The organism is Martelella mediterranea (assembly GCF_021021415.1).
GTDB lineage: Bacteria > Pseudomonadota > Alphaproteobacteria > Rhizobiales > Rhizobiaceae > Martelella > Martelella mediterranea_C.
Genome location: NZ_JAINWJ010000009.1, coordinates 83,888 through 106,572 on the forward strand (window position 1 = coordinate 83,888; position 22,685 = coordinate 106,572).

Below are 22,685 nucleotides of genomic sequence, written 5' to 3' on the forward strand. Positions count from 1 at the left end.
AAACGGTATTTTCGTGGCGACCCGCCGGTCGCCACGACATCATTCTCAGCTGGATCAGCCCTTCAGGACTTCAACCAGCGTCTTGCCGAGGCGGGCCGGAGACGGCGACACGGTAATGCCGGCCGATTCCATCGCCTCGATCTTGTCTTCAGCGCCGCCCTTGCCGCCGGAAATCACGGCGCCGGCATGGCCCATGGTGCGGCCGGGAGGGGCGGTACGACCCGCGATGAAGCCGACCATCGGCTTCTTGCGGCCCTTCTTGGCCTCATCCTTCAGGAACTGGGCTGCTTCTTCCTCAGCCGAGCCGCCGATCTCGCCGATCATGATGATCGACTGGGTGGCGTCGTCGGCCAGGAACATTTCCAGCATGTCGATGAACTCGGTGCCCTTGACCGGGTCGCCGCCAATGCCGACGGCCGTGGTCTGGCCGAGGCCTTCATTGGTGGTCTGGAACACGGCTTCATAGGTGAGCGTGCCGGAACGCGACAGAACGCCGACGGAGCCCTTCTTGAAGATCGAACCCGGCATGATGCCGATCTTGCATTCTTCCGGCGTCAGAACGCCAGGGCAGTTCGGGCCAATCAGGCGCGATTTCGACTTGTCGAGCTTCGCCTTGACCTTGACCATGTCAGCCACCGGAATGCCCTCGGTGATGCAGACGATCAGCGGAATTTCCGCTTCGATCGCTTCCAGGATCGCAGCGCCCGCGCCAGCCGGCGGAACGTAGATCACGGATGCATCGGCGCCGGTCTTTTCCTTGCCCTCGGCAACCGAGGCGAAGATCGGCAGATTTGTGCCGTCAACACCGGAGGACCACTCGGAACCACCCTTCTTGGGGTGGATACCGCCGACCATCTTGGTGCCGTAATAGGCAAGCGCCTGCTCGGTGTGAAACGTGCCGGTCTTGCCGGTGAGGCCCTGAACCAGAACCTTGGTGTCTTTGTTTACCAGAATGGACATGGGTACTCAGGCCTCCTTAACGGCCGAAACGATTTTCTGGGCCGCGTCGTCGAGATCATCGGCGGAGATGACGTTGAGGCCACTCTCGTTGATGATCTTCTTGCCGAGTTCGACATTGGTGCCTTCGAGACGCACAACCAGCGGCACCTTGAGACCGACTTCCTTGACCGCGGCAATCACGCCTTCGGCGATGACATCGCAGCGCATGATGCCGCCGAAAATGTTGACCAGAATGCCCTTCACAGCCGGATCGGCGGTGATGATCTTGAACGCCGCCGTGACCTTTTCCTTGGACGCGCCGCCGCCGACATCGAGGAAGTTCGCGGGCTCTGCGCCGTAGAGCTTGATGATGTCCATGGTCGCCATGGCAAGGCCTGCGCCGTTGACCATGCAGCCGATATTGCCGTCGAGCGCGACATAGGCGAGGTCATATTTGGAAGCCTCGATTTCCTTGGCGTCCTCTTCCGTGGTGTCGCGCAGGGCGCGGACATCGTCGTGGCGGAACAGGGCGTTGCCGTCGAAGGAGACCTTGGCGTCGAGAACGCGCAGACGGCCGTTTTCCATGACGATCAGCGGGTTGATCTCGAGCAGGCTCATGTCCTTTTCGACAAAGGCCTTGTAGAGGATCGGGAACAGACGCTCGGCATCCTTGGCCGCATCGCCCTCAAGCTTCAGCGCCTCGCAGAGCGTCTTGACGTCAGAGGCCGTGACGCCGGTTTCCGGGTCGATCGCCACGGTGACGATCCTGTCCGGCGTTTCCTCGGCGACGGCTTCGATGTCCATGCCGCCTTCGGTGGAGACCACGAAGGCCACCTGTCCCACCGTGCGGTCGACGAGAAGCGAGCAGTAAAGCTCGCGGTCGATATCGGCGCCATCCTCGATATAAAGGCGGTTGACCTGCTTGCCGGCCGGGCCGGTCTGCTTGGTCACCAGCGTGTTGCCGAGCATCTCGTCCACAAACGCCTTCACCTCATCGGCGGACTTCGCCAGACGCACGCCGCCCTTGGCATCGGGGCCGAGTTCCTTGAACTTGCCCTTGCCGCGGCCGCCGGCATGGATCTGGCTCTTGACCACGTAAAGCGGGCCCGGGAGCTTCGCCACCGCGGCGTCGACTTCATCCTTGGTCAGGATGGCGACGCCATCGGCCACCGGCGCGCCGTAGCTCTTCAGCAGAGCCTTGGCCTGGTATTCATGAATATTCATTCGATATCCGTCCTTTTAGAGAAAGCGGCTTATTTCAGAGAGGGCGCGATTTCCTTGCAGGCATCGCAAAGGCCCTTCACGGCGTCCACCGACTTGTCGAAGCCGGCCTTGTCCTCGCCTTCCAGCGGAATTTCGACGATGCGCTCGACGCCGCCCTCGCCGATCACGATCGGAACGCCGACATACATGCCGTCAACGCCGTATTCGCCGGTAAGGTGTGCGGCGGCCGGCATGACGCGCTTCTTGTCCTTGAGGTAGCTCTCAGCCATGGCGATCGCGGAAGCGGCAGGCGCGTAATAGGCCGAGCCGTTCTTCAGCAGCGCCACGATCTCGCCGCCGCCGCCACGGGTGCGGGTGATGATCGCGTCGAGCTTTTCCTGGGTGGTCCAGCCCATCTTGACCAGATCGGGCAGCGGAATGCCGGCAACCGTCGAATACTGCGCGACCGGAACCATGGTATCGCCGTGACCGCCGAGGACGAAGGCGGTGACGTCTTCAACCGAAACGTTGAACTCCTCGGCGAGGAAGTAGCGGAAACGGGCTGAGTCGAGAACCCCGGCCATGCCGACGACCTTGTTCGCCGGAAGGCCGGAGAATTTCTGCAGCGCCCAGACCATGGCGTCGAGCGGGTTGGTGATGCAGATGACGAAGGCGTTCGGAGCGTGCTGCGCGATACCCGCGCCAACGGCTTCCATGACCTTGAGGTTGATGCCGAGCAGGTCGTCACGGCTCATGCCGGGCTTGCGCGGCACGCCGGCAGTGACGATGCAAACATCGGCGCCGGCGATGGCGGAATAATCGGATGCGCCGGAAAGCTTTGCGTCGAAGCCGTCGACCGGCGAGGATTCGGCGATGTCGAGCGCCTTGCCCTGCGGCAGGCCGTCCGCGATATCGAACAGGACGACGTCGCCCAGTTCCTTGAGCCCGGCGAGATGCGCGAGCGTGCCCCCGATCATGCCCGAACCGATCAATGCGATTTTATTGCGCGCCATGAATTATATCCTCTGAAAATCCATTTCCGAGCACGCCGCAAAGCCTGCCCATGTCGCAAGTTGGGATAGCCCCTATCCGGGTGATTTTCAACCGGTTTTTCGGACGCTAATATTTTCAATCGGTTATATATATTTTAATTGACGTAAAGGTAAGAATTCAAAAAGACGTGATCGTCATTCCGCCGCATTTGCAGCCCATTTTTTCTTGTGCGCTGCAAGGTAATCCGTGCTGCGCATCTCGAAAAGCCGCGAGGCGGTGCGATCGAATTCGAAGCCTTCACGTCCCTTGCGCTCCGGAAGCAGATCCTCCGGCATGGCCGCCGCCGAGATCACCGTGCGGATCGTCTGGTCGTAAAGCGTATCGACCAGCATGATGAAGCGCTTGATTTCATTGCGGCTATCGCTGCCGAGCACCGGCACCCCATCGATGAACACCGTGCGGTATCGCCTGGCGATCGCCATATAGTCCGTGGCTCCGAGCGGCTTTTTGCACAGGTCATCAAAGCTGAACCGGGCAACCTCGCCACAGGCCCTTGGCACGTGCAGCACGCGGCCGCGCATTTCGATCTCCTCGGCCTCGCCTTGCCTGCCGCCGGTCAAAAGGTTCCAGTTCTCGTCCATCCGTGCCGCCGTCTTCTCGTCAAGCGGGGTCAGGTAAACCGGCCGGCCCTCGAACTTCTCCATGCGGTAGTCGGTAGCAGAGTCGAGTGTCGTTACCGTGACATTCTCCTTCAGCACGTCGATGAAGGGCAGGAACAGGCCGCGGTTCAGGCCATCCTTGTAGAGATCGTCGGGCGCGACATTGGAGGTCGCGACCAGCACGCAGCCACGTTCAAAAAGCGCCGAGAACAGCCGCGACAGGATCATCGCGTCGGCGATATCGGTGACGGTGAACTCATCGAAGCACAGAAGGCGGTTTTCGGCGATGATCTCGTCAGCCACCGGGCCGATCGGGTCAGCCTCCTTCACCTCGCCGGCCTTGAGCTTGCGGCGATAGGCGTTCAGCCTGTCCTGCACATCGGCCATGAAGGCGAAGAAATGGGCGCGGCGCTTGTCCGCGATCGGCGCAAGCTCGAAGAACATGTCCATCAGCATGGTCTTGCCGCGCCCGACACTGCCATGAATATAGAGCCCTCGGGTCAGCGGTCCGGCGCTCTTGCTGCTGAACAGTCGCGAGAGCAGCTTGCCCTTCCGCCGCGACGGCGCGGCCTTCAGCCCCTCCAGCACCGTATCGAGTTGGGCCGCCACGGCGCGCTGCGCTTCATCCGGGCTCAGTGTCTTGTCGTCAGTCAGCGCCTGCAGGCGCGCGGTCACAGTCGCAGCCATCAATATTTCCGGTTTTGGGAATCTGGTGGCGAACTCCGCCAGGCGGGCCCGCCGGAAAGGCAGAAAAAAGGGCCCGTCCGGGCCCTTTTCGTCAGCGGCTCAGCACGACCTGCTGGCCGGAACTGCTGGTGCCTTCGATGCGATTGTCGGCCGTCTTGTAAAGCCTGGCGATGGCAAAGCCATTGGCATCGTTCAGCACGACCTGGTCGCCATTGATGCCCCAGGACTTCATGGTGGAAAGCCCGCCGGTGCAACCACGCGTGCCGCCACGCAGGCCTTCGCCAAGATTGGTCAGCGTCAGGAACATGTCGCAGGAAACGCCGCCTTCGCTGACCTTCCAGCTGCCGACGAGCGCCGAATTGGTCACCGGAACCGCGCCTGCGGGGGCGGACACATTGCCCATGCCGCCCGCCGTCTCGGTCGGGGCACCCGGGGCTGCCGGATACTGCCCGGTCGCCGTATCGGTCATGCCCGGCTGGGTGCCGCCGTAAGTGCCGGTCGGATAGGCCGAAGCGCCCGCAGGCGGCGGCAGCGAGCCGCTCTGCACCTGTCCGGCAGGCGCCGGGGTCAAGGGCTGCGGCGGCGGGGGCGCCGGCGGAGAATAATCATAGGTCGTCCGCTGACATGCGCTGAGGGCGAGAACCCCGGTCACTGCCGCGACCACCAAAACCTTGTGAACCATCAACCCGAACTCCTGCTCCTCTGGCGCAATGGGGCGCGGCCCCGTTGCACAGCTTCAAAGTGCCTGCCTGCCCGCCACGCCAACAAGGCGAGGAGACGACCGGACCTGTCGGCAATCATATCGTGCGCAAGTCCAATCCGGCAAGGGCTACACCACATTCACCCGCAAGCGCAACCACGCCGGGGCCTGAACCGGCTTCACGATTGCGTAAGCGGCGTAAGAAACCGAAGGCTCGAACAAACGATCAAACCGACCGCTCGACCATCATCTTCTTGATGCCGGCGATTGCCTTGGCGGGGTTCAGCCCCTTCGGACAGGCCTGGGTGCAGTTCATGATCGTGTGGCAGCGATAGAGCCGGAAGGGATCTTCCAGATCGTCAAGCCGCTCGCCGGTCGCCTCGTCTCTGGAGTCGATCAGCCAGCGATAGGCCTGCAGCAGCACGGCGGGGCCGAGATAGCGGTCGCCGTTCCACCAGTAGGACGGACAGGAGGTCGAGCAGCAGGCGCACAGAATGCACTCGTAAAGCCCGTCGAGCTTGACGCGGTCCTCATGGCTCTGCTTCCACTCCTTCGCCGGCGGCGGCGACACGGTCTTGAGCCAGGGTTCGATCGAACGGTGCTGCGCGTAGAAATTGTTGAGGTCCGGCACAAGGTCCTTGACCACCGGCATATGCGGCAGCGGATAGATCTTCACCGCGCCGTTGATGTCGTCCATACCCTTGGTGCAGGCGAGCGTGTTGGTGCCGTCGATATTCATCGCGCACGAACCGCAAATGCCTTCGCGACAGGAGCGGCGCAGCGTCAGCGTCGGATCGATATTGTTCTTGATATAGAGCAGCGCATCGAGAACCATCGGCCCGCAATCATCGAGATCGATGAAATAGGTGTCGATCGACGGGTTCTCGCCGGTATCCGGGTTCCAGCGGTAGATCTTGAACTCGCGAAGATTGGACGCACCCTCCGGCTTCGGCCAGGTCTTGCCGGTCTTGATCTTCGAGTTCTTGGGAAGCGTGAATTCAACCATGGCGGTTATCCTGTGTTCCTAAAATATACCGTCTCGCCTCAGAGGTTCAACCCGGACAGCGGCCGGACCGATGCCGCAAAGCCGCTCTCTGAAGCTTTCGTCAGAAATTTCTCGTCGGCCGACACCAGAACGTCGCCCTCTCGCCACAGCGCACAAGCGAGAAACATGCAGTCGTAAACGCTGTGCTGAAGCGTTCCGGCCAAGTCGAAAGCCGTCTCCAGCAATTCGGAAGACGGAACGATCGAGTCGAAAAAACCGGGCATCTGGCCGATGGCCTCCCTTGCCTGTCCCGAGCCGATTTCACCAAGACGAACCTTCCGCCAAAGAACATTGGCGGCCTCGGCCAAGGCAAAGTCCGGGCTACTCAATTGCTCCGTCATCTCCAACAGTTTCACCGCCTCCGGGTGCCCTTCTTCCCGCACGAACCACTTCACGATCACCGAAGAATCGATGACCAACGTCATCGCGAGCGATCCTCGCGCAGCATTTCCACCGCGTCCGTCTGCCGCCGGTGCGGTGTCAGGTCGGCAATACGCTTCGCCGTCGCCAGTCTGCTCTCCCGATCGAGCGGAACGCCGGTGGCGCGGCGGAGAATTGCGGTCGCTTCGGCTTCCGGCGAGATCTGATGGGTGTCGGCCAGTTCGGTCAGCCGCCGTACCAGCGCCTCGTCCGCGACCTTGATCGTTATCTCACCCATCACATCTATCCTCGATCAATACACCCGCGCCTTCGGCGCGATCTTCTTGATGTCGATGCCGTCGGCGATGAGGTCGGTGTGGACCGGGCGGTAGTCGAGCTTGACGTCGCCGGCCTCGTTGACCCAGGCGAGCGTGTGCTTGCGCCAGTTCTCGTCGTCGCGGCCGGAGAACGGGCCGTCGGCATAGTCCTCGCGGGCATGCGCGCCGCGGCTTTCCTTGCGGGCTTCCGCGCCGTAGACGGTGGTGATCGCGCAGGCCATCAGGTTCTGCAGTTCCAGTGTCTCGACCAGATCCGAGTTCCAGATCATCGAGCGGTCGGTGACCTTGACGTCCGGCAGTTCCTTCCAGATTTCCGAAATCCGGCGGCAGCCCTCTTCCAGCGTTTCCTGGGTGCGGAACACGGCCGCCTCTTCCTGCATGGCGCGCTGCATCTTGTCGCGCAGCACCGCCGTCGGCTGCGAGCCGGAGGCGTGGCGGGTCTTGTCGAAGCGTTCCATGATCCTGTCGCAGGCTTCGATATTGAGCGCCGGGATCGAGGCCTCGCGGTCGATCACCTGACCGGCGCGGATCGCCGCGGCGCGACCGAAGACCACGAGGTCGATCAGCGAGTTGGAGCCGAGACGGTTGGCGCCGTGAACCGAGGCGCAACCGGCCTCGCCGACGGCCATCAGGCCGGGCGCGAGACGTTCCGGATTGTCGCCATCGGCATTCAGCACTTCGCCGTAATAATTGGTCGGAATGCCGCCCATATTGTAGTGGACGGTCGGCAGGACCGGGATCGGCTCGCGGGTGACATCGACGCCGGCGAATATCTTGGCGCTCTCGGAAATGCCCGGAAGGCGCTCATGCAGCACAGCCGGATCGAGATGGTCGAGATGCAGGAAGATGTGATCCTTGTTCTTGCCGACGCCACGGCCTTCACGGATTTCCATCGTCATACAGCGCGAGACAACGTCGCGCGAAGCGAGGTCCTTGGCAGAAGGCGCATAGCGCTCCATGAAGCGCTCGCCCTCGGAGTTGACCAGATAACCGCCCTCGCCGCGCGCGCCCTCGGTAATCAGGCAGCCCGCGCCATAGATGCCGGTCGGGTGGAACTGGACGAACTCCATGTCCTGCAGCGGCAGGCCGGCACGCGCGATCATGCCGGCGCCATCGCCGGTGCAGGTATGCGCGGAGGTTGCCGAGAAATAGGTGCGGCCGTAACCGCCGGTCGCCAGCACCACCATCTTGGCGGAGAAGCGATGGATCGTGCCGTCATCAAGGTTCCAGGCGACGACCCCGGTGCAGGTGCCATCATCGCTCATGATCAGGTCGATCGCAAAATATTCGATGAAGAACTCGGCATTGTTGCGCAGCGACTGGCCGTAAAGCGTGTGCAGGATGGCGTGGCCGGTACGGTCGGCGGCAGCACAGGTGCGCTGCACCGGCGGGCCTTCGCCGTAATTCTGCATGTGGCCGCCGAAGGGGCGCTGGTAGATCTTGCCCTCTTCATTACGCGAGAACGGCACGCCGTAATGCTCAAGCTCATAGACCGCCTGCGGCGCTTCCATGGCGAGATACTGCATGGCGTCGACATCGCCGAGCCAATCGGAACCCTTGACGGTATCGTAGAGATGCCACTGCCAGCAATCGGGCGTCATGTTCTGCAGCGAGGCGGCGATGCCGCCCTGGGCGGCCACGGTATGCGAGCGCGTTGGGAAAACCTTGGTGATGCAGGCGGTCTTGAAGCCCTGCTCGGCCATGCCGAGCGTGGCGCGCAGGCCGGAACCGCCGGCGCCGACCACGATCACGTCATAGGCGTGGTCGACATATTCATAGGCCTTGCCATTGGCGGCGGGGGAAGAAGGATTAGCCATGTGAATATTATCCTACAAACGCGATTTTCAGGATGGCGAACAGACAGAGCCCGCCGATCAGCACGGTGAAGAAGGTGTTCGCCATCACCGCGACGAGCTTCAGCACTTCACCATGGACGTAGTCGTCGATGATCTCCTGCATGCCGATGCGCATATGCACGAGGCCGGCTACGATCATCAGGCCCATCAGCACGGCGATGAAGGGGTTGGCAAGGCTCGCCACCACTTCTTCATACGGCGCGCCGATATGGGCGATGATGAAGATGATGAACAGGACGAACAGCGGCACGAGCGCGACGGCCGTCATCCGCTGCATCCAGAAATGATGGGTCCCTTCCTTGGCGGAGCCGAGGCCGCGAACCTTTTTCAGCGGTGTACGCATATCCATGGTGCTCTCCTTACCAGACCAGAAGCCCGACGATCCACAGAAGGACCGTGACCGCGACCGAGACGAAGGGCAGAGCGATCGCCAGCTTCGTGGTGAATTCCTTGCCGAGACCGTGGCCGAGATCCCAGGCGAAATGGCGCAGGCCGCCGAGCAGATGATGCACCAGCGCCCATGTGTAGCCGAACAGGATCAAGAGCCCGAGCCAGGAACCGAAGAACCAGCTCACGCAATCGAAGGCTTCCTTGCCCATGGCCGCAGAGACCAGCCAGGCGGCAAGCAGGATCGTGCCGAAATACATCGCGCCGCCGGTAATGCGGTGGATGATCGACATCGCCATCGTCGGAATGAACCGGTAGACTTGAAGATGCGGCGATAGGGGCCGGTTGCTGGTCGGAGTGGCCATCAAAACCTCGCAGGCGTTCTTTAGGACGCGGCAATTATGCATTCGGCATCGCCCGGCAACCAGAGCCGGACGCAACCGACGTTCACCGGTGGTGTAGCCACCGCAAACGGCCGCGACAAGTCCATTCGCTCCGCCCGTCCCGATTTAATCGGTTTGACAGTCGGCGGATTGAAAAAGACCGTTTATCGGGCCCGGAAAATCGCATGCTTTTGTCATCAAGTCCATCCGGGTCGTGGAATTTCAAGCGGTTAACATGAGTGTAGAACTCATGTTTGACGACTCAGGTGCATCCGATGAAGCGCCAGACTGTGGTCTTTTTCACCTCGCTATCCTCCAGAACACGGGTGACCGACACCTGGTATTCGGCCAGCCGCTCCAGATGCTCCTTCGGGCAATAGGCCCGCCCCGGATCGCCGACGAGAATGATGATGCCTCGCGCTTCGAGCCGCTCGAACCAGGGCAGCAGCGCCGCTGCCCATGCGGCATCGTAAAACACATCGCCGGCAAGCAGCACGTCGCAATCCGGCGTGGTCTCCATCAGATTCTGGCTGGTAAAGCTGAGCGCGACATCGTTCAGCTCGGCATTGAGCTTCGCGGCAACGCGCGAAAACGGATCGATATCCGCCGCGAGAACAGAGGCGGCGCCCGCCTTGGCCGCGGCGATCGCCACCAGCCCGGAGCCGCTGGCGAAATCGACGACCCGCTTGCCCGCCACGCAGTCCGGATGATCGAGCACATAGCGCGCCAGCCCCTGTCCGCCCGCCCAGGCGAAGGCCCAGAATGGCGGCGGCACGCCGATTGCCTCAAGCTCGGCCTCGGTCTTCTGCCACAGATCATGCACCTCGCTCGCCAGCCACAGGCGGATTTCCGGCACATGCGGCGGAGCCAGGATTTCGGTGTTTTCAAGAATGAAGGCTTCGGGGTTTTTCATGCGCATGAAAAAGCTTTCTCCCGGCATCCACCGGGAGAAGGTGCGCAATCAGGCCCAGGGGCGCTCGGCCGCGAGCTTGTTTTCGTAGCTGGCGATATTGTCGCTCTTTTCGAGCGTCAGCGAGATATCGTCCAGACCGTTCAGCAGGCAGTGGCGCTTGAAGGCGTCGAGCTCGAACTTGATCGAGCCGCCATCGGGACCGGTGATTTCCTGGTTCTCCAGATCGACCGTCAGAACCGCGTTGGACCCGCGCTCGGCGTCGTCCATCAGCTTCTCCAGCTCCTGCGGCGAAACGATGATCGGCAGAATGCCGTTCTTGAAGCAGTTGTTGTAGAAAATGTCGGCGAAGCTGGTGGAAATCACGCAGCGGATGCCGAAATCGGCCAGCGCCCAGGGCGCATGTTCACGCGAGGAGCCGCAGCCGAAATTGTCGCCGGCCACGAGAATCTTGGCGTCGCGATATGCTGGCTTGTTCAGCACGAAATCAGGATTTTCCGAACCGTCCTGATTGTAGCGCGCCTCGGCGAAAAGCCCGACGCCGAGACCGGTGCGCTTGATCGTCTTCAGATAATCCTTGGGAATGATCATGTCGGTATCGACATTGACCACGGGCAGCGGCGCGGCAACACCCGTCAGCTTGACAAATTTTTCCATGGGACATCCTCGGCAGATTTTATTGAGCTTGCCATCGCTCTATAGCGGTTTTACGCCGCTTTCAACGGAAAACTGTACCTTTTGGTACGCGTGGGCGAAAACAAAAGGCAGCCGCAAGGGCTGCCCGAAAAGCGATCGAACTGCAAAAGCGCACCTCTTAGAGGTCGATGATCTTGCCCTTGCCATCATCCCATACGCGCATGCCATCCTTGCGGCGGCAGTCGCGGGTGCGAACCGGAACCGGTGCCTGACTAAGCTTGCCGGCAACCATGCGGGCAACGGTCAGCACGGCAAGAACGCCCATCAGCGCCAGACCAACGGAAAAAGCAAATACGGTCACGAAGGCCACGGCAGCCAGACCGACGATTGCCATTACTACGGAGCGGATGTTTTCCATCATCAGTTTCCTTTCACACCTGTTAATCTGGCGCGTCGGTGGTCTTTGCGCAAGGGGCAGCGACCATTTTGTCTCATTGAATGCGTACGAAAACTTTGCGAAGCATCATTTTCAGGCACTGCTAAAACTAGTGAGTCCCGAAATTGTCAGGAATATGGCCATGACTTCCATAAACATGACTTCCATAAAACTGTGGCGTTCTCTGCTGAGCGTCCCCGCCATCAACCGCCGCGCGCTGGAAAAGTCGAGAGCGCTTGCGGCCGACGCGATCATCTACGATCTGGAGGATGCCGTCGCGCCGGGTAAAAAGGCCGAGGCGCGCGAGAACCTGGAGCGGCTCTACAGCGAGGACCGGCCCGAGGGCGTGACCGCGATCCGGGTAAACCCGCTCGATACCGAAGACGGCAGCGAGGACATGAAGACCGTGCTCGCCTGCCAGCCGGATGCCGTTCTGCTGCCCAAGGTCGGCAATGTTGCAAACATGGCGGCGGCGGGTGCGCTTTTGAAGAGAAACGGCGCACCGGAGCGCATCAAGCTCTGGGCGATGATCGAGACGCCGGAGGGCGTGGTCAATGCCGCGGCCATTGCCGGGGCGTTTTCCGATGTGCGGGCCGGCGGGCGGCTGGAGGCGCTGGTTGTCGGCGTCAACGATCTGCGCGCGGAAACCGGCGTAGCGCCGTTGCCCGGCCGCGCCTATCTCGTGCCATGGCTGATGCAGACCGTGCTTGCCGCCCGCGCCTATGGCATCCGCGTCATCGACGGCGTCTACAATGATTTCGCGGATCAGGAGGGCTACGAAGCAGAATGCGCCGAAGGCGCGGCCATGGGGTTTGACGGCAAGATGCTGATCCACCCGAACCAGATCGAGGCCGCCAACCGCCATTTCAGCCCGTCGGAAGACGCCGTGGCCGAAGCGCGCGCGATCGTGGAAGCATTTGCAAAGCCGGGCGCGGAAGCGCTAAACGTCATCGATCTCGACGGCCGCATGGTCGAGCGCCTGCATCTGGAGCAGGCCCGATCGCTGCTTGCGCAGGTCGACGCCATTCAATCGACAAAGGATACCCGATGAAACTCTACCGCTTCCTCACCGGCCCGGATGATTCGTCCTTCTGCCACCGTGTCACCGACGCCCTCAACAAGGGCTGGGAATTGCACGGCGCGCCGTCGCTGACCTTCGACCCCAATCTCGGCAAGACCTATTGCGGCCAGGCCGTGGTGAAGGAAGTCGCGGGCAAGGAATATGACCCGTCGATCAAGCTCGGCGAACAGTGAGGCGCGCCCCGGGCGGAAAGATCAGATCGGCTGAAACGGCCTGAGCAGATATCCGTCCGGGTCACGCACCCAGAGCTGGCGCTGGCCTCTTTCGCCATTCGGCGTTCGATAGCGCCGCTCCTCTGGTCCAAGCACCAGCGGCCATTTCGCCTTGGCGAGCCGCGCGACGATGCCGTCGAAATCCGTAACCTCGAGCTGGAAGTTGATGCCGCCGCCAAGGTTCTGCGGCGCGTCCCCCACGCTTCGTCCCATGCCGATCGTGTCCAGCATGAGCTGCGCCGCCCCAAGCTCCAGAAAGGCAAAGCCCTCCTCCGGGCGCTGATAAGCAATCGAAAAGCCGATCAACCCCACGTGAAAATCGAGGCTTTTCGCCAGGTCCCTCACGCCGAGTTCCGGGATGATGGCGTTGAACCTCACTTGCGGCCCCAGAGGATCTTGAAGCGGGCGTTGCGATAATCCTCGCCGCTCGACTTGCAGTTCTCGCCAAGCACCGGCTCATAGGGCAGGCCGCGATTGGCGACCAGAAGCAGTCGCCCGCCGGGCTTCAGCGCATCGCAGGCAGCCTTGATCAGCGCCTTGCCAAGCGACGGCTCGGCCGCCTTTCCGGCGTGGAAGGGCGGATTCATGACGATCAGGTCGTAGCGCGTCCTGACCTTCTCGCCCGCAAGGTCCTGCCAGAAATAGCGGAACGCGCCCTGTTCGCCGGCGAGATTGACCTTGGCGCGTTCCAGCGCGCGATAGTCCGCCTCGTAGAGATCGATGCCCTCAGCGCGCGGCGCGCGTTCGGCGAGCATCGCCGAAAGATAGCCCCAGCCCGCGCCGAAATCGGCTGCCAGCCCGGAAAAATCTTCCGGCAGGCGCTCGCCAAGAATGCGTGAGCCCTCGTCGATCCGGTCATGCGAGAACAGGCCCGCCACGGTGGTAAACCGGCCATCGATCTCGACCGTGGGGTGGGTCAGTTTTTCGATCGCCTCCGAGGCATCATCCGGGCGCGTGAACCACACCGCCACGCCATGATATTTCGGCATCGATTCGAGATCGGAAAACAGATGGCCGAGCCGCTTCCTCAGCGACTGGATGCCTTCCTCCTTGGTGCCCGCGATCACGATGAAGCCGCCGGGCACTGTCTTTGCGAGCGCTTCCGCGATCCGGTTCTCGTTCTCGCCGCGATGCTTGGTGAGCAGGATAAGCGTCAGGTCATAAGGCCCCTCGCCCGCCTCCGGCGCGACATCGGCATGCGCGCGCTCCAGCCCGATGAAATGCGGGCGATAGGGCTGCACCGCCTCGATCGCCGCGCCAAAGCCCTCCGGCACCCGGTAACCGGGCTCGGCGCCCAGAAACAGACAACGCCCAGCCTCCGGCATGGCGATGGTGCCGCTTTCGAAGGGATGGAAAATGGTTTTCAGCGTCTCGCGAGCCATGATTCTACCTGTGAAAAAGGCGCGAGCGATAGCTGCTCACGCCTGAAAATGAATGCCTTGCGGCTCTCTCCCTCAATCTCTCCCCTTGAGGGAGAGATGCCCCGACAGGGGCAGAGAGGGGTGAACCCTATCGGCAAATGCGGAGTAACGGGCTTATGCCCATTACCCCTCTCTGTCGCTTTCGCGACATCTCCCCCTCAAGGGGGGAGATTGAGCGGACGCGTCTGCGCTTGAGCCAAGCTGCAGCCCGTCCACCCTCTCTGGCGTCATCCTCGGGCTTGACCCGAGGATCTAAGCACGTAACCGCACAACTGGCGTGAGCGGCACGGAAAAGGCCGAGCCAAAACGCCACTCCTCCCGCAGGAAAGGTGGTTAGATGCTCGGGACAAGCCCGAGCATGACGGCCGTGGGCTAGGAGACGCGGAAAGAACCGGACGCCCCTCTACAGGGCAAACCCACCACCACTCAGGCCAGCCTTACTCGGCGGCGTCGGACTTCGGCTTGCGCTCGATTTCCTTGCCGGTTTCCTGGTCGACGACCTTCATCGACAGCTTGACCTTGCCGCGCTCATCGAAGCCGATGAGCTTGACCCAGACCTTGTCGCCTTCCTTGACCACGTCGGTGGTCTTGGCAACGCGCTCGGCGGCGAGCTGCGAGATGTGGACGAGACCGTCGCGCGGGCCGAAGAAGTTCACGAAAGCGCCGAAATCGGCGGTCTTGACGACCGTGCCCTCGTAGATCGCGTTCAGCTCCGGCTCGTCGACGATCGAGTGGATCCACTTCTTGGCCGCTTCGATTTCCTTGCCGGAAGAAGAAGCGATCTTGATCGTGCCATCGTCCTCAATGTTGATCTTGGCGCCGGTCTTCTCGACGATCTCGCGGATGACCTTGCCGCCCGAACCGATAACGTCGCGGATCTTGTCGACGGCGATGGTCATCATCTCGATACGCGGTGCGTATTCGCCGAGCTGCTCGCGACCCTCGGTGATGGCCTTGGCCATTTCGCCGAGAATGTGCTTGCGGCCACCCTGAGCCTGGCCGAGCGCGACCTTCATGATCTCCTCGGTAATGCCGGCGATCTTGATGTCCATCTGCAGCGAGGTGATGCCGTCGGACGTGCCGGCGACCTTGAAGTCCATGTCGCCGAGGTGGTCCTCGTCACCGAGAATGTCGGAGAGAACCGCGAAGCGTTCGCCTTCGAGGATCAGGCCCATGGCGATGCCGGCAACCGGCTTGGCCAGCGGAACGCCCGCATCCATCAGCGCCAGCGAGGTGCCGCAGACGGTCGCCATCGAGGACGAACCGTTGGATTCGGTGATCTCGGAAACGATGCGCAGCGTGTAGGGGAACTGCTCCACCGTCGGCAGCATCGGGCGGATAGCGCGCCATGCGAGCTTGCCGTGGCCGATTTCGCGACGGCCCGGGGAACCCATGCGGCCGGTCTCACCCACCGAATAGGGCGGGAAGTTGTAGTGCAGCAGGAAGCGTTCCTTGTACATGCCGGTCAGGGCATCGACATACTGCTCGTCCTCGCCGGTGCCGAGCGTGGCGACGACCAGCGCCTGGGTTTCGCCGCGGGTGAACAGCGCCGAACCATGAGTGCGCGGCAGGATGCCGACTTCCGAGACGATCGGACGGACGGTCTCGAGATCGCGGCCGTCGATGCGGCTCTTGGTGTCGAGAATGTTCCAGCGGACGATCTTGGCCTGGAGGTGCTTGAACACCGCGCCGATTTCTTCCGCCGTGTACTTGGCTTCCTCGCCTTCGGCCGGGGCGTAGCGCTCCTTCACCTTGGCCTTGCAGGCGTCGACGGCGGCGTAGCGGGCGGCCTTTTCGGTGATCTTGTAGGCGTCGCGCAGCTCGTTTTCGATGAAGGAGAGCATGTCGTTTTCAAGGGCGGAATGATCTTCCGGCTCGAATTCGCGCGGCTCCTTGGCGGCGACTTCGGCAAGCTTGATGATCGCGTCGATCACCGGCTGGAAGCCCTTGTGGCCAAACATGACGGCGCCGAGCATGACGTCTTCGGGAAGCTCCTGGGCTTCCGATTCAACCATCAGCACCGCATCGCCCGTACCGGCGACGATCAGGTCAAGCGCGGTTTCGGGCATTTCGTCGACATGGGGGTTCAGTACATATTCGCCGTTGATGTAACCGACGCGCGCGCCGGCGATCGGGCCCATGAACGGAACGCCGGAAAGCGTCAGAGCGGCGGAGGTCGCGACCATCGCCAGAACGTCGGGATTGTTCTCAAGGTCGTGCTGGAGAACAGTGACCACCACCTGAGTGTCGTTCTTGTAGCCTTCCGGGAACAGCGGACGGATCGGACGGTCGATCAGGCGGGAAACGAGGGTCTCGTTTTCGCTCGGACGGCCTTCACGCTTGAAATAGCCGCCCGGAATCCGGCCGGCGGCGAAGGTTTTTTCCTGGTAGTTGACGGTCAGCGGGAAGAAGTCCCGGCCCGGCGTCGGCTCCTTGGCGGAGACAACGGTGGCCAGAACGACGGTTTCGCCATAGGTGGCCAGAACCGCGCCGTCAGCCTGACGGGCAACCTTGCCGGTCTCAAGCGTGAGCGTGCGGCCGGCCCACTCGATTTCCACTTTGTGGGAGTTGAACATGTCTTGTCCTTTAACAAATGCTGTGATCCCGCTCTTACCCGAAGGAAAGGCGAAATCACGGCGTCACGTTTCGTTCGACACGTCACGGGCAAGACAACGTGCTGCTTCCGGTGGCGAAGCAGCCTGCAATCCTGCCCCATGACAGGTCCGTTTCGGCATGCGGCGCCGGACGTTCCGGGGCCGCGTCTTCTGATCCAGCGCCCGCCACGGCGCAAAACCGGCGCTTGTCAGCGCAAATGGAACCGGCGGGCGCAAACGCCCGCCGGATAAAGCTTAGCGGCGAATGCCGAGACGGCCGATAAGGCTCGTATAGCGGCTTTCATCGATGCGCTTCAGATAGTCAAGCAGCGAACGACGGGTCGAAACCAGCGTCAGCAGACCACGGCGGGAATGGTTGTCCTTCTTGTGGTCCTTGAAGTGCTCGGTCAGGTTGGTGATCCGTTCGGTCAGGATGGCAACCTGAACTTCGGGCGAACCGGTGTCGCCTTCCTTGGTTGCGAATTCCTTGATCAGCTCTGCCTTGCGTTCAGCAGTAATCGACATCGGTCATCCTTTCTTTAAGAAATGAGGGTGTTTCAAGTCGCCCGGGCCGGGATGTCGTCCAGCAGGGGCCATTCATGCGCATCTATCTCAATGCTGGCGCCCATATAGGCCAAACAGAGCGTAATGTCGAGTGTCGCTTTGCGCACGACTCATGAGACGCTAAAACTGAAAAATGGTGATCCCGGCGCGATTCGAACGCGCGACCCTCAGATTAGGAATCTGATGCTCTATCCTGCTGAGCTACGGGACCACTCGCCTCTCCATACAAAAGCGGGGCTCCGATGAAAAGCCCTGTTTTTGCTTTGCGGCAGCCATGGCTCAGGCGGCGAGGCGGGCTTCGGCAAGACGGACCCAGTAGGAAATGCCGTGGGCGAGCGCCTCGTCGTTGAAATCATAGTCCGGATTGTGCAGGCCGGCGCTGTCGCCATTGCCGAGCATGATGAAGGCGCCGGGCCTTGCCTCCAGCATGTAGGAAAAATCCTCCGCCGCCGTCCAGGGCTCAACCGCGGTGTTAACCGCCTCAGGCCCCGCGACCGCGATCGCCGCATCCGCGGCATGGCGCGTCTCTTCCTCGTGATTGACCGTCGGGGGATAGTTGCGGGTGTATGTCACCACGGCCTCGCCGCCCTGGGCGGCGGCAAGACCTTCGGCGATGGCCGTGAGCCGCTGCTCCGCCATGTCGCGGTTTTCCGGCGTAAACGAGCGCACCGTGCCGCCGAGTTCGGCCTCCGAAGGAATGACGTTATGGGCAAAGCCCGCATGAAACTCAGTCACCGAGACCACCAGCGCGCCCACCGGATCAGCGCTGCGCGAGACGATGGTCTGCAGCGCGCCGACGATCTGGCTGCCGATCACGACCGGATCTATGGTCGTGTGCGGCTGGGCCGCGTGCCCGCCCCTGCCCCGGATCAGGATCCGGAACTCGTCGGTCGCCGCCATGATCGGGCCGGGCCGGATCGCGAATTCGCCGACCGGAAGGCCCGGGAAATTATGCATGCCGTAGACCTCGGCAATCGAGAACCGGTCCATCAGCCCGTCCTCGATCATCGCCTTGCCGCCACCGCCGCCCTCTTCCGCCGGCTGGAAGATCACGATGACCCTACCCCTGAAATTCCGCGTCTCGGCGAGGTATTTCGCAGCCCCCAGCAGCATCGCCATATGACCGTCATGGCCGCAGGCATGCATCTTGCCGGGAACCATCGAGGCCCACGGACGGCCGGTTTTCTCACTGATGGGCAAGGCATCCATGTCGGCGCGCAAGCCGATCGTGCGCCCCTCGCCCGCCCGGCCATGGATGACGCCGACAAGCCCGGTGCGCCCGATGCCTTCAACGACCTCGTCGACACCGAACTGCCGCAATTGTTCTGCTATGAAGCCCGCCGTCGCCTCGACGTCGTAGAGAAGTTCCGGATGCCGATGAAGGTGATGGCGCCATTCGGTCGCTTGACTTTGGAGTTCGGCGGCGTAGTTCAGCACCGGCATTAATGATACCCCTGCATTTTTGCAAAATTCGTTGTAAAACACGCTAATATTAAGTGGGATCAAAACGTGTCCGCATCAAGAAGACGAGCCCTTCAAGGGGTATATCGATAGCAGCCGACAGGCAAGTAGAGAGAGCTACCGTGTTTCAAATCGCCAGGACGAAATCGACAACCCGGCACCTTGGTCGGAGGATGGCCGCCGCTGTGCTGTGCGCCGGAATAGTGCTCGCAACGCTGGTCTCCGCCGGCGCGGCGGCGCTCGCTCATCCCTATATCGTGGTCGATGCGAAAACCGGGCGCGTGCTGTTTGCCAATGAGCCGTTCAAGAAATGGTATCCGGCGTCCCTCACCAAGCTGATGACGGCCTATCTGGTGTTCGAGGACATGAAATCGGGACGGCTCGATCCGCGCGCGGCGATCACCTTTTCCGCCGCCGCCGCCAACGAGCCCGCCTCGAAGATGTATTTCGCCCCCGGCACGCGCGTGACGGTCGACAATGCGCTGAAGATGATGCTGGTGCATTCGGCCAATGACGCCGCCCATGCCGTGGCCGACGCCGCGATCGGCGGGCGCGACGCCTTCATCGCGCGCATGAACGCCAAGGCCGCGGAGCTCGGCATGGTCGACACCCATTTCGTCAATGCCAACGGCATGACCTCGATGGCCAATCCGCAGACCGGCCAATATACCACCGCGCGCGACATGGCTGTGCTGGCGCTTGCCATGAGCCGCGACTTTCCGGAATACCAGTATTATTTCACCATCCCCGGCATTGCGGCCGACAGCGGAAAATACCGCAACACCAATCTGCTGGTCGGCAATTTCGACGGCGCCACCGGGATGAAGACCGGCTTCGTCTGCGCCTCGGGCTATAATCAGGTCTCATCGGCCAAGCGCGGCGGCCGCGAGGTGATCGCCGTCGCCTTCGGCGCCAACAGTGTGCCCGCGCGCGCCGACAAGGCCGCCGAGCTGCTGCAGGCCGGGCTGACGTCCAACGATCGCTCCGGGCCGGAGCTTTCGAGCTATCTGCCGCCGCCCGCTCCGGACCGCCCCGTTGCCGACATCACCAACGAGGTCTGCAGCGCGCAGGCCGTGGAGGATCGCGGCGATATCCGCGATGAAGACGGCAATTACATCTTCAAGTCGCCCTATCTGAAGCCGCTGCCGAAGGAATACGCGACCATCGACGCTTTCCGCCTGCCCAACGACACCGAAACCGTGGCGGGCGCGCTCGACAATCTTACCTATGTGCCGCTGCCCTATGCCCGGCCCGAGCAATAGAAGCCAGAATGTATCAGCCATCGCATCCCATCCCCGTCTCGATCGTCACCGGCTTTCTCGGCGCGGGCAAATCGACGCTTCTGAACCGCCTTCTCGCTGATCCGGCGCTGGCCGATGCCGCCGTGATCATCAACGAGTTCGGGGAGGTCGGCATCGACCATCTCCTGGTCGAACGCTCCGGCGATTCGGTCATCGAGCTTGCCAATGGATGCCTGTGCTGCACCGTGCGCGGCGAACTGATCGACACGCTCGCCGACCTGCTCGACCGGATGCAGACCGGCAGGATCAAACCGGTCAACCGGGTGATCATCGAAACCACCGGCCTTGCCGATCCGGTTCCCGTGCTGATGGCGATCATGGCGCATCCGGCGATCGCCGCCGCCTTTTCGGTCGACGGCGTGGTGACCCTGGTGGACGCGGTGACCGGGATCGCGACGCTGGAACGCCATGACGAGGCCGCCCGCCAGGTCGCCGTTGCCGATCGCCTCGTCATCACCAAGACCGATCTCGTCTCCGCCGAAATCGCGGCAAGCTTTGCCGAACGGCTCGCCGCCATCAATCCGACCGCCGAAATCGTCGATGGCGCGACGCCGATGGCCGCCAATCCCCATCTCCTGGTCGCAGGCCTGTTCGATCCGGCGCGCAAATCGCCGCGAGTCGGCGAATGGCTGCGGGCGGCCGAAACCGGCCACGATCACCACCATCACGACGTCAATCGCCATGACGAGCATATCCGCGCCTTCGCGCTTCTTGCGGGCGCGCTCCCGTCGCGACAGGTCATCGAAGCCTTCCAGCATCGCCTTGCCCGCGAACACGGCGAGCATATCCTGCGGGTCAAGGGGATCGTGGCGATTGCCGGCGAGCCCCGACCGCTTGTGATCCACGGCGTCGGCGCCACGGTCTATCCGTCGCGTTATCTCGCCGGCTGGCCGGAGGACAGCGCGCCTGAAACGCGGATCGTCGTGATTGGCGCGGACCTCGGCGAGAAGGCGGTGCGCGACCTCTTCGCAAGCTTCCTGGACCAGCCGGCGGTCGACCGACCGGACCGGGCGGCGCTCGAGGACAACCCGCTTGCGGCCTTCGGCTTCAAGCGCTGATCGAATTCACGACCGTTCAATCACGAAACGATGACCGCTTTCGGTCGCCATGCTTTCAATGAGCCGGTGGCCGTCCTGCTGGCAGAGATGAGGTATGTCGATCACGGCGAGCGGGTCGGTGGTCTCCACCGTCAGCAGGCTTCCGGGCGCAAGCTCGGCCAGGCGCTTGCCGGTCTTCAACGCCGGCAGCGGGCATTTCAGCCCCTTCAGATCATAATGGAAGGACTGCGGCACGAAGCCGTCGCTCACCAGAATTTCCAGAAAGGCCTGTCGCCTTTCGTGGGCTGCTCCGGCTCGGCATAGGCCGCCATCGGGCTTGGCTCGGGGATCGGCACCGCAGAGGAAACCGGCACCTCCGGAACATCCGGGATCGCGGCCGTCTGGGTGACGGTATCGATTTCGGAAGCGACATCTTCCGGCGTTTCCAGAGGGCCGTATTTCGAGATCCGGTACTGTTCCACGGTCACGAAGCGGCCGGCTTCCAGCGAGGAACCGGTGGGCTGGTAAAGCGCATCGGTCGGGTCCTCGCGCAGATCGGCGACGATGGCCTTGCGTTCCGCTTCGCTCGGATCGATCCAGACCTTGTCGTCGTTCTCCGCGAGCGCCTTGGCGAATTGCTTCTGATAGTCGCTCTGGTTCTGAGCCAGCGCCATCTTGTCCTGGGCGGTAAGATTGGACGCCATGACCGGGCAGGCGCGATCGGAGGCGACATCGCCGCCATTGACCGGGTCCTTGTTGAACAGATATTCGCCGCCGCAGACATCGACGTCCGGAATCTTGTGGGTCACGTCGAAATAGTCGTAGCCTTCCTTCAGCATCTGCCAGAAGGGATAGTTCTCGTTATAGCGGTGGCGCACCATGTTCTCCGCGGTCATGCGGAACGGATAGGCCTGCAGCATGATCGCCTGCTGGCCGCCGGAAAAGGCATCGCGCGCGAAGGCGAAGATTTCCAGTATCTGCTCGTCGGTCATCGAATAGCAGCCGCGCGAGGAGCAGGCGCCGTGGATCATCAGGTCGGAGCCGGTGAACTGGTTGGCGCGGTCATAGCGGTTTGGATAGCCGGTATTGATCGCCAGGAAATATTGCGAATAGGGGTTCAGAAGACCCTTGGAGAGCGGATAGAAGCCCTCGGGCGCCTGACGGTCGCCCTCCTTCTTCTTCGGGCCGAGCTTGCCGGACCAGGCGCAGATCTCGTAGGTCTCGAGTTCGCCATAGGTGCCGTCGCGCTTCTGCTTCCAGATTTCGAGAACGCCCTCTTCCTTGAAAATCCGGATCGTGATCGGCGCGTTCTTGGCCATGTCGTACTTGCTCATCTTCGCCACCATGGAAGACGGCAAAGAATAGTTCATCTTCTCCTGCACGGAGGAGAAGTCGGTACTGTCAAAAAAGCTGTTGCAGCCCGTCAGCGCCACAGCGGCGAACATTATCGGGGCCAGTACAGTCAAGCGCATGGATAGAACC

Annotated in this window: 25 protein-coding genes and 1 tRNA gene; 4 read left to right on the forward strand and 22 right to left on the reverse strand. The window is 62.1% G+C overall.

Going from position 1 to position 22,685, the window contains the following annotated elements; translation table 11 throughout:
- Positions 1–54: 54 nt before the first annotated feature.
- From sucD to K7H91_RS07195, 14 genes are all read right to left on the reverse strand, one after another.
- Complete coding sequence (sucD, locus tag K7H91_RS07130; RefSeq protein ID WP_230719505.1) at positions 55–960, reverse strand: succinate--CoA ligase subunit alpha; 906 nt, start codon at positions 958–960, stop codon at positions 55–57.
- 6 nt (positions 961–966) lie between these two features.
- Positions 967–2,163, reverse strand: coding sequence for an ADP-forming succinate--CoA ligase subunit beta (gene sucC, locus K7H91_RS07135; RefSeq protein WP_230719506.1), 1,197 nt, complete (start codon positions 2,161–2,163; stop codon positions 967–969).
- Positions 2,164–2,192: 29 nt separating this feature from the next.
- Complete coding sequence (mdh, locus tag K7H91_RS07140) at positions 2,193–3,155, reverse strand: malate dehydrogenase (protein WP_230719507.1); 963 nt, start codon at positions 3,153–3,155, stop codon at positions 2,193–2,195.
- Positions 3,156–3,329: 174 nt separating this feature from the next.
- Positions 3,330–4,481, reverse strand: coding sequence for a cell division protein ZapE (gene zapE / locus K7H91_RS07145; RefSeq protein ID WP_230719508.1), 1,152 nt, complete (start codon positions 4,479–4,481; stop codon positions 3,330–3,332).
- Between the two features lie 91 nt (positions 4,482–4,572).
- Entirely contained in the window at positions 4,573–5,163 is a 591-nt protein-coding gene (locus K7H91_RS07150; protein WP_230719509.1) for a protease inhibitor Inh/omp19 family protein, read from the reverse strand.
- A gap of 244 nt (positions 5,164–5,407) precedes the next feature.
- A complete protein-coding gene (locus K7H91_RS07155; protein WP_230719510.1) occupies positions 5,408–6,187 on the reverse strand; it encodes a succinate dehydrogenase iron-sulfur subunit in 780 nt (259 codons plus the stop codon).
- A 38-nt stretch (positions 6,188–6,225) separates the two neighbouring features.
- Positions 6,226–6,651, reverse strand: coding sequence for a type II toxin-antitoxin system VapC family toxin (locus K7H91_RS07160; RefSeq protein ID WP_230719511.1), 426 nt, complete (start codon positions 6,649–6,651; stop codon positions 6,226–6,228).
- Positions 6,648–6,884 carry a hypothetical protein gene (locus K7H91_RS07165; protein ID WP_230719512.1) on the reverse strand — a complete coding sequence of 79 codons (237 nt, stop codon included), beginning with the start codon at positions 6,882–6,884 and terminating at the stop codon, positions 6,648–6,650. The genes K7H91_RS07160 and K7H91_RS07165 overlap by 4 nt, the downstream gene beginning before the upstream one ends.
- A 15-nt stretch (positions 6,885–6,899) precedes the next feature.
- Positions 6,900–8,741 (reverse strand): succinate dehydrogenase flavoprotein subunit, encoded by a 1,842-nt coding sequence (sdhA, locus tag K7H91_RS07170; RefSeq protein WP_230719513.1) that lies wholly within the window; start codon positions 8,739–8,741, stop codon positions 6,900–6,902.
- Positions 8,742–8,748: 7 nt separating this feature from the next.
- On the reverse strand, positions 8,749–9,129 hold the full coding sequence (gene sdhD, locus K7H91_RS07175) for a succinate dehydrogenase, hydrophobic membrane anchor protein (protein ID WP_230719514.1): 381 nt from the start codon (positions 9,127–9,129) through the stop codon (positions 8,749–8,751).
- Positions 9,130–9,139: 10 nt separating this feature from the next.
- A complete protein-coding gene (gene sdhC, locus K7H91_RS07180) occupies positions 9,140–9,532 on the reverse strand; it encodes a succinate dehydrogenase, cytochrome b556 subunit (protein WP_230719515.1) in 393 nt (130 codons plus the stop codon).
- Between the two features lie 280 nt (positions 9,533–9,812).
- Positions 9,813–10,463, reverse strand: coding sequence for a class I SAM-dependent methyltransferase (locus K7H91_RS07185; RefSeq protein WP_419197451.1), 651 nt, complete (start codon positions 10,461–10,463; stop codon positions 9,813–9,815).
- A gap of 48 nt (positions 10,464–10,511) precedes the next feature.
- Positions 10,512–11,117: a 3-isopropylmalate dehydratase small subunit gene (gene leuD, locus K7H91_RS07190; protein ID WP_230719517.1), complete on the reverse strand. Its 606-nt coding sequence runs from the start codon at positions 11,115–11,117 to the stop codon at positions 10,512–10,514.
- Positions 11,118–11,274: 157 nt separating this feature from the next.
- On the reverse strand, positions 11,275–11,517 hold the full coding sequence (locus tag K7H91_RS07195; RefSeq protein ID WP_230719518.1) for a hypothetical protein: 243 nt from the start codon (positions 11,515–11,517) through the stop codon (positions 11,275–11,277).
- Between the two features lie 157 nt (positions 11,518–11,674).
- Between K7H91_RS07195 and K7H91_RS07200 the strand changes: the two genes are divergently transcribed.
- Together K7H91_RS07200 and K7H91_RS07205 are read left to right on the forward strand one after the other, a co-directional pair.
- The gene (locus tag K7H91_RS07200; RefSeq protein ID WP_230719519.1) at positions 11,675–12,583 is read left to right on the forward strand and encodes an HpcH/HpaI aldolase/citrate lyase family protein; all 909 of its coding nucleotides are present in this window, start codon (positions 11,675–11,677) and stop codon (positions 12,581–12,583) included.
- Positions 12,580–12,786: a DUF1737 domain-containing protein gene (locus tag K7H91_RS07205; protein ID WP_230719520.1), complete on the forward strand. Its 207-nt coding sequence runs from the start codon at positions 12,580–12,582 to the stop codon at positions 12,784–12,786. Before K7H91_RS07200 ends, K7H91_RS07205 begins: the two co-directional genes overlap by 4 nt.
- 21 nt (positions 12,787–12,807) lie before the next feature.
- Here the strand turns inward: K7H91_RS07205 and K7H91_RS07210 are convergent, their stop codons facing one another.
- From K7H91_RS07210 to K7H91_RS07235, 6 genes are all read right to left on the reverse strand, one after another.
- The gene (locus K7H91_RS07210) at positions 12,808–13,203 is read right to left on the reverse strand and encodes a bleomycin resistance protein (RefSeq protein WP_230719521.1); all 396 of its coding nucleotides are present in this window, start codon (positions 13,201–13,203) and stop codon (positions 12,808–12,810) included.
- Complete coding sequence (locus K7H91_RS07215; protein WP_230719522.1) at positions 13,200–14,207, reverse strand: class I SAM-dependent methyltransferase; 1,008 nt, start codon at positions 14,205–14,207, stop codon at positions 13,200–13,202. Before K7H91_RS07215 ends, K7H91_RS07210 begins: the two co-directional genes overlap by 4 nt.
- Positions 14,208–14,683: 476 nt before the next feature.
- A complete protein-coding gene (gene pnp, locus K7H91_RS07220; protein ID WP_230719523.1) occupies positions 14,684–16,822 on the reverse strand; it encodes a polyribonucleotide nucleotidyltransferase in 2,139 nt (712 codons plus the stop codon).
- 273 nt (positions 16,823–17,095) lie between these two features.
- On the reverse strand, positions 17,096–17,365 hold the full coding sequence (gene rpsO, locus K7H91_RS07225; protein ID WP_230719524.1) for a 30S ribosomal protein S15: 270 nt from the start codon (positions 17,363–17,365) through the stop codon (positions 17,096–17,098).
- Positions 17,366–17,538: 173 nt separating this feature from the next.
- Positions 17,539–17,615 (reverse strand) — tRNA-Arg (locus K7H91_RS07230).
- A 68-nt stretch (positions 17,616–17,683) separates the two neighbouring features.
- A complete protein-coding gene (locus K7H91_RS07235; RefSeq protein WP_230719525.1) occupies positions 17,684–18,847 on the reverse strand; it encodes a M20 aminoacylase family protein in 1,164 nt (387 codons plus the stop codon).
- Positions 18,848–19,038: 191 nt separating this feature from the next.
- On the opposite strand from K7H91_RS07235, the gene K7H91_RS07240 reads away from it, so the two are divergent.
- Together K7H91_RS07240 and K7H91_RS07245 are read left to right on the forward strand one after the other, a co-directional pair.
- Positions 19,039–20,127 (forward strand): D-alanyl-D-alanine carboxypeptidase family protein, encoded by a 1,089-nt coding sequence (locus K7H91_RS07240; RefSeq protein WP_230719526.1) that lies wholly within the window; start codon positions 19,039–19,041, stop codon positions 20,125–20,127.
- A gap of 8 nt (positions 20,128–20,135) precedes the next feature.
- A complete protein-coding gene (locus tag K7H91_RS07245) occupies positions 20,136–21,224 on the forward strand; it encodes a CobW family GTP-binding protein (RefSeq protein ID WP_230719527.1) in 1,089 nt (362 codons plus the stop codon).
- Positions 21,225–21,230: 6 nt separating this feature from the next.
- Here the strand turns inward: K7H91_RS07245 and K7H91_RS07250 are convergent, their stop codons facing one another.
- Positions 21,231–21,473, reverse strand: coding sequence for a sulfurtransferase TusA family protein (locus K7H91_RS07250; protein ID WP_230719528.1), 243 nt, complete (start codon positions 21,471–21,473; stop codon positions 21,231–21,233).
- Positions 21,470–22,675 carry a L,D-transpeptidase family protein gene (locus K7H91_RS07255; protein WP_230719529.1) on the reverse strand — a complete coding sequence of 402 codons (1,206 nt, stop codon included), beginning with the start codon at positions 22,673–22,675 and terminating at the stop codon, positions 21,470–21,472. The genes K7H91_RS07250 and K7H91_RS07255 overlap by 4 nt, the downstream gene beginning before the upstream one ends.
- Positions 22,676–22,685 lie beyond the last annotated feature (10 nt).

Coding starts and splice junctions, on each gene's coding strand:
- K7H91_RS07215 (WP_230719522.1), bottom strand. CDS start 14,207: ATGGCTCGCGAGACGCTGAAAACCATTTTCCATCCCTTCGAAAGCGGC.
- leuD (WP_230719517.1), bottom strand. CDS start 11,117: ATGGAAAAATTTGTCAAGCTGACGGGTGTTGCCGCGCCGCTGCCCGTG.
- sucC (WP_230719506.1), bottom strand. CDS start 2,163: ATGAATATTCATGAATACCAGGCCAAGGCTCTGCTGAAGAGCTACGGC.
- K7H91_RS07245 (WP_230719527.1), top strand. CDS start 20,136: ATGTATCAGCCATCGCATCCCATCCCCGTCTCGATCGTCACCGGCTTT.
- pnp (WP_230719523.1), bottom strand. CDS start 16,822: ATGTTCAACTCCCACAAAGTGGAAATCGAGTGGGCCGGCCGCACGCTC.
- mdh (WP_230719507.1), bottom strand. CDS start 3,155: ATGGCGCGCAATAAAATCGCATTGATCGGTTCGGGCATGATCGGGGGC.
- K7H91_RS07255 (WP_230719529.1), bottom strand. CDS start 22,675: ATGCGCTTGACTGTACTGGCCCCGATAATGTTCGCCGCTGTGGCGCTG.
- K7H91_RS07200 (WP_230719519.1), top strand. CDS start 11,675: ATGACTTCCATAAACATGACTTCCATAAAACTGTGGCGTTCTCTGCTG.
- K7H91_RS07235 (WP_230719525.1), bottom strand. CDS start 18,847: ATGCCGGTGCTGAACTACGCCGCCGAACTCCAAAGTCAAGCGACCGAA.
- sdhC (WP_230719515.1), bottom strand. CDS start 9,532: ATGGCCACTCCGACCAGCAACCGGCCCCTATCGCCGCATCTTCAAGTC.
- K7H91_RS07165 (WP_230719512.1), bottom strand. CDS start 6,884: ATGGGTGAGATAACGATCAAGGTCGCGGACGAGGCGCTGGTACGGCGG.
- K7H91_RS07195 (WP_230719518.1), bottom strand. CDS start 11,517: ATGATGGAAAACATCCGCTCCGTAGTAATGGCAATCGTCGGTCTGGCT.
- K7H91_RS07150 (WP_230719509.1), bottom strand. CDS start 5,163: ATGGTTCACAAGGTTTTGGTGGTCGCGGCAGTGACCGGGGTTCTCGCC.
- K7H91_RS07160 (WP_230719511.1), bottom strand. CDS start 6,651: ATGACGTTGGTCATCGATTCTTCGGTGATCGTGAAGTGGTTCGTGCGG.
- zapE (WP_230719508.1), bottom strand. CDS start 4,481: ATGGCTGCGACTGTGACCGCGCGCCTGCAGGCGCTGACTGACGACAAG.
- K7H91_RS07205 (WP_230719520.1), top strand. CDS start 12,580: ATGAAACTCTACCGCTTCCTCACCGGCCCGGATGATTCGTCCTTCTGC.
- sucD (WP_230719505.1), bottom strand. CDS start 960: ATGTCCATTCTGGTAAACAAAGACACCAAGGTTCTGGTTCAGGGCCTC.
- rpsO (WP_230719524.1), bottom strand. CDS start 17,365: ATGTCGATTACTGCTGAACGCAAGGCAGAGCTGATCAAGGAATTCGCA.
- K7H91_RS07155 (WP_230719510.1), bottom strand. CDS start 6,187: ATGGTTGAATTCACGCTTCCCAAGAACTCGAAGATCAAGACCGGCAAG.
- K7H91_RS07240 (WP_230719526.1), top strand. CDS start 19,039: ATGGCCGCCGCTGTGCTGTGCGCCGGAATAGTGCTCGCAACGCTGGTC.
- K7H91_RS07185 (WP_419197451.1), bottom strand. CDS start 10,463: ATGAAAAACCCCGAAGCCTTCATTCTTGAAAACACCGAAATCCTGGCT.
- sdhA (WP_230719513.1), bottom strand. CDS start 8,741: ATGGCTAATCCTTCTTCCCCCGCCGCCAATGGCAAGGCCTATGAATAT.
- sdhD (WP_230719514.1), bottom strand. CDS start 9,129: ATGGATATGCGTACACCGCTGAAAAAGGTTCGCGGCCTCGGCTCCGCC.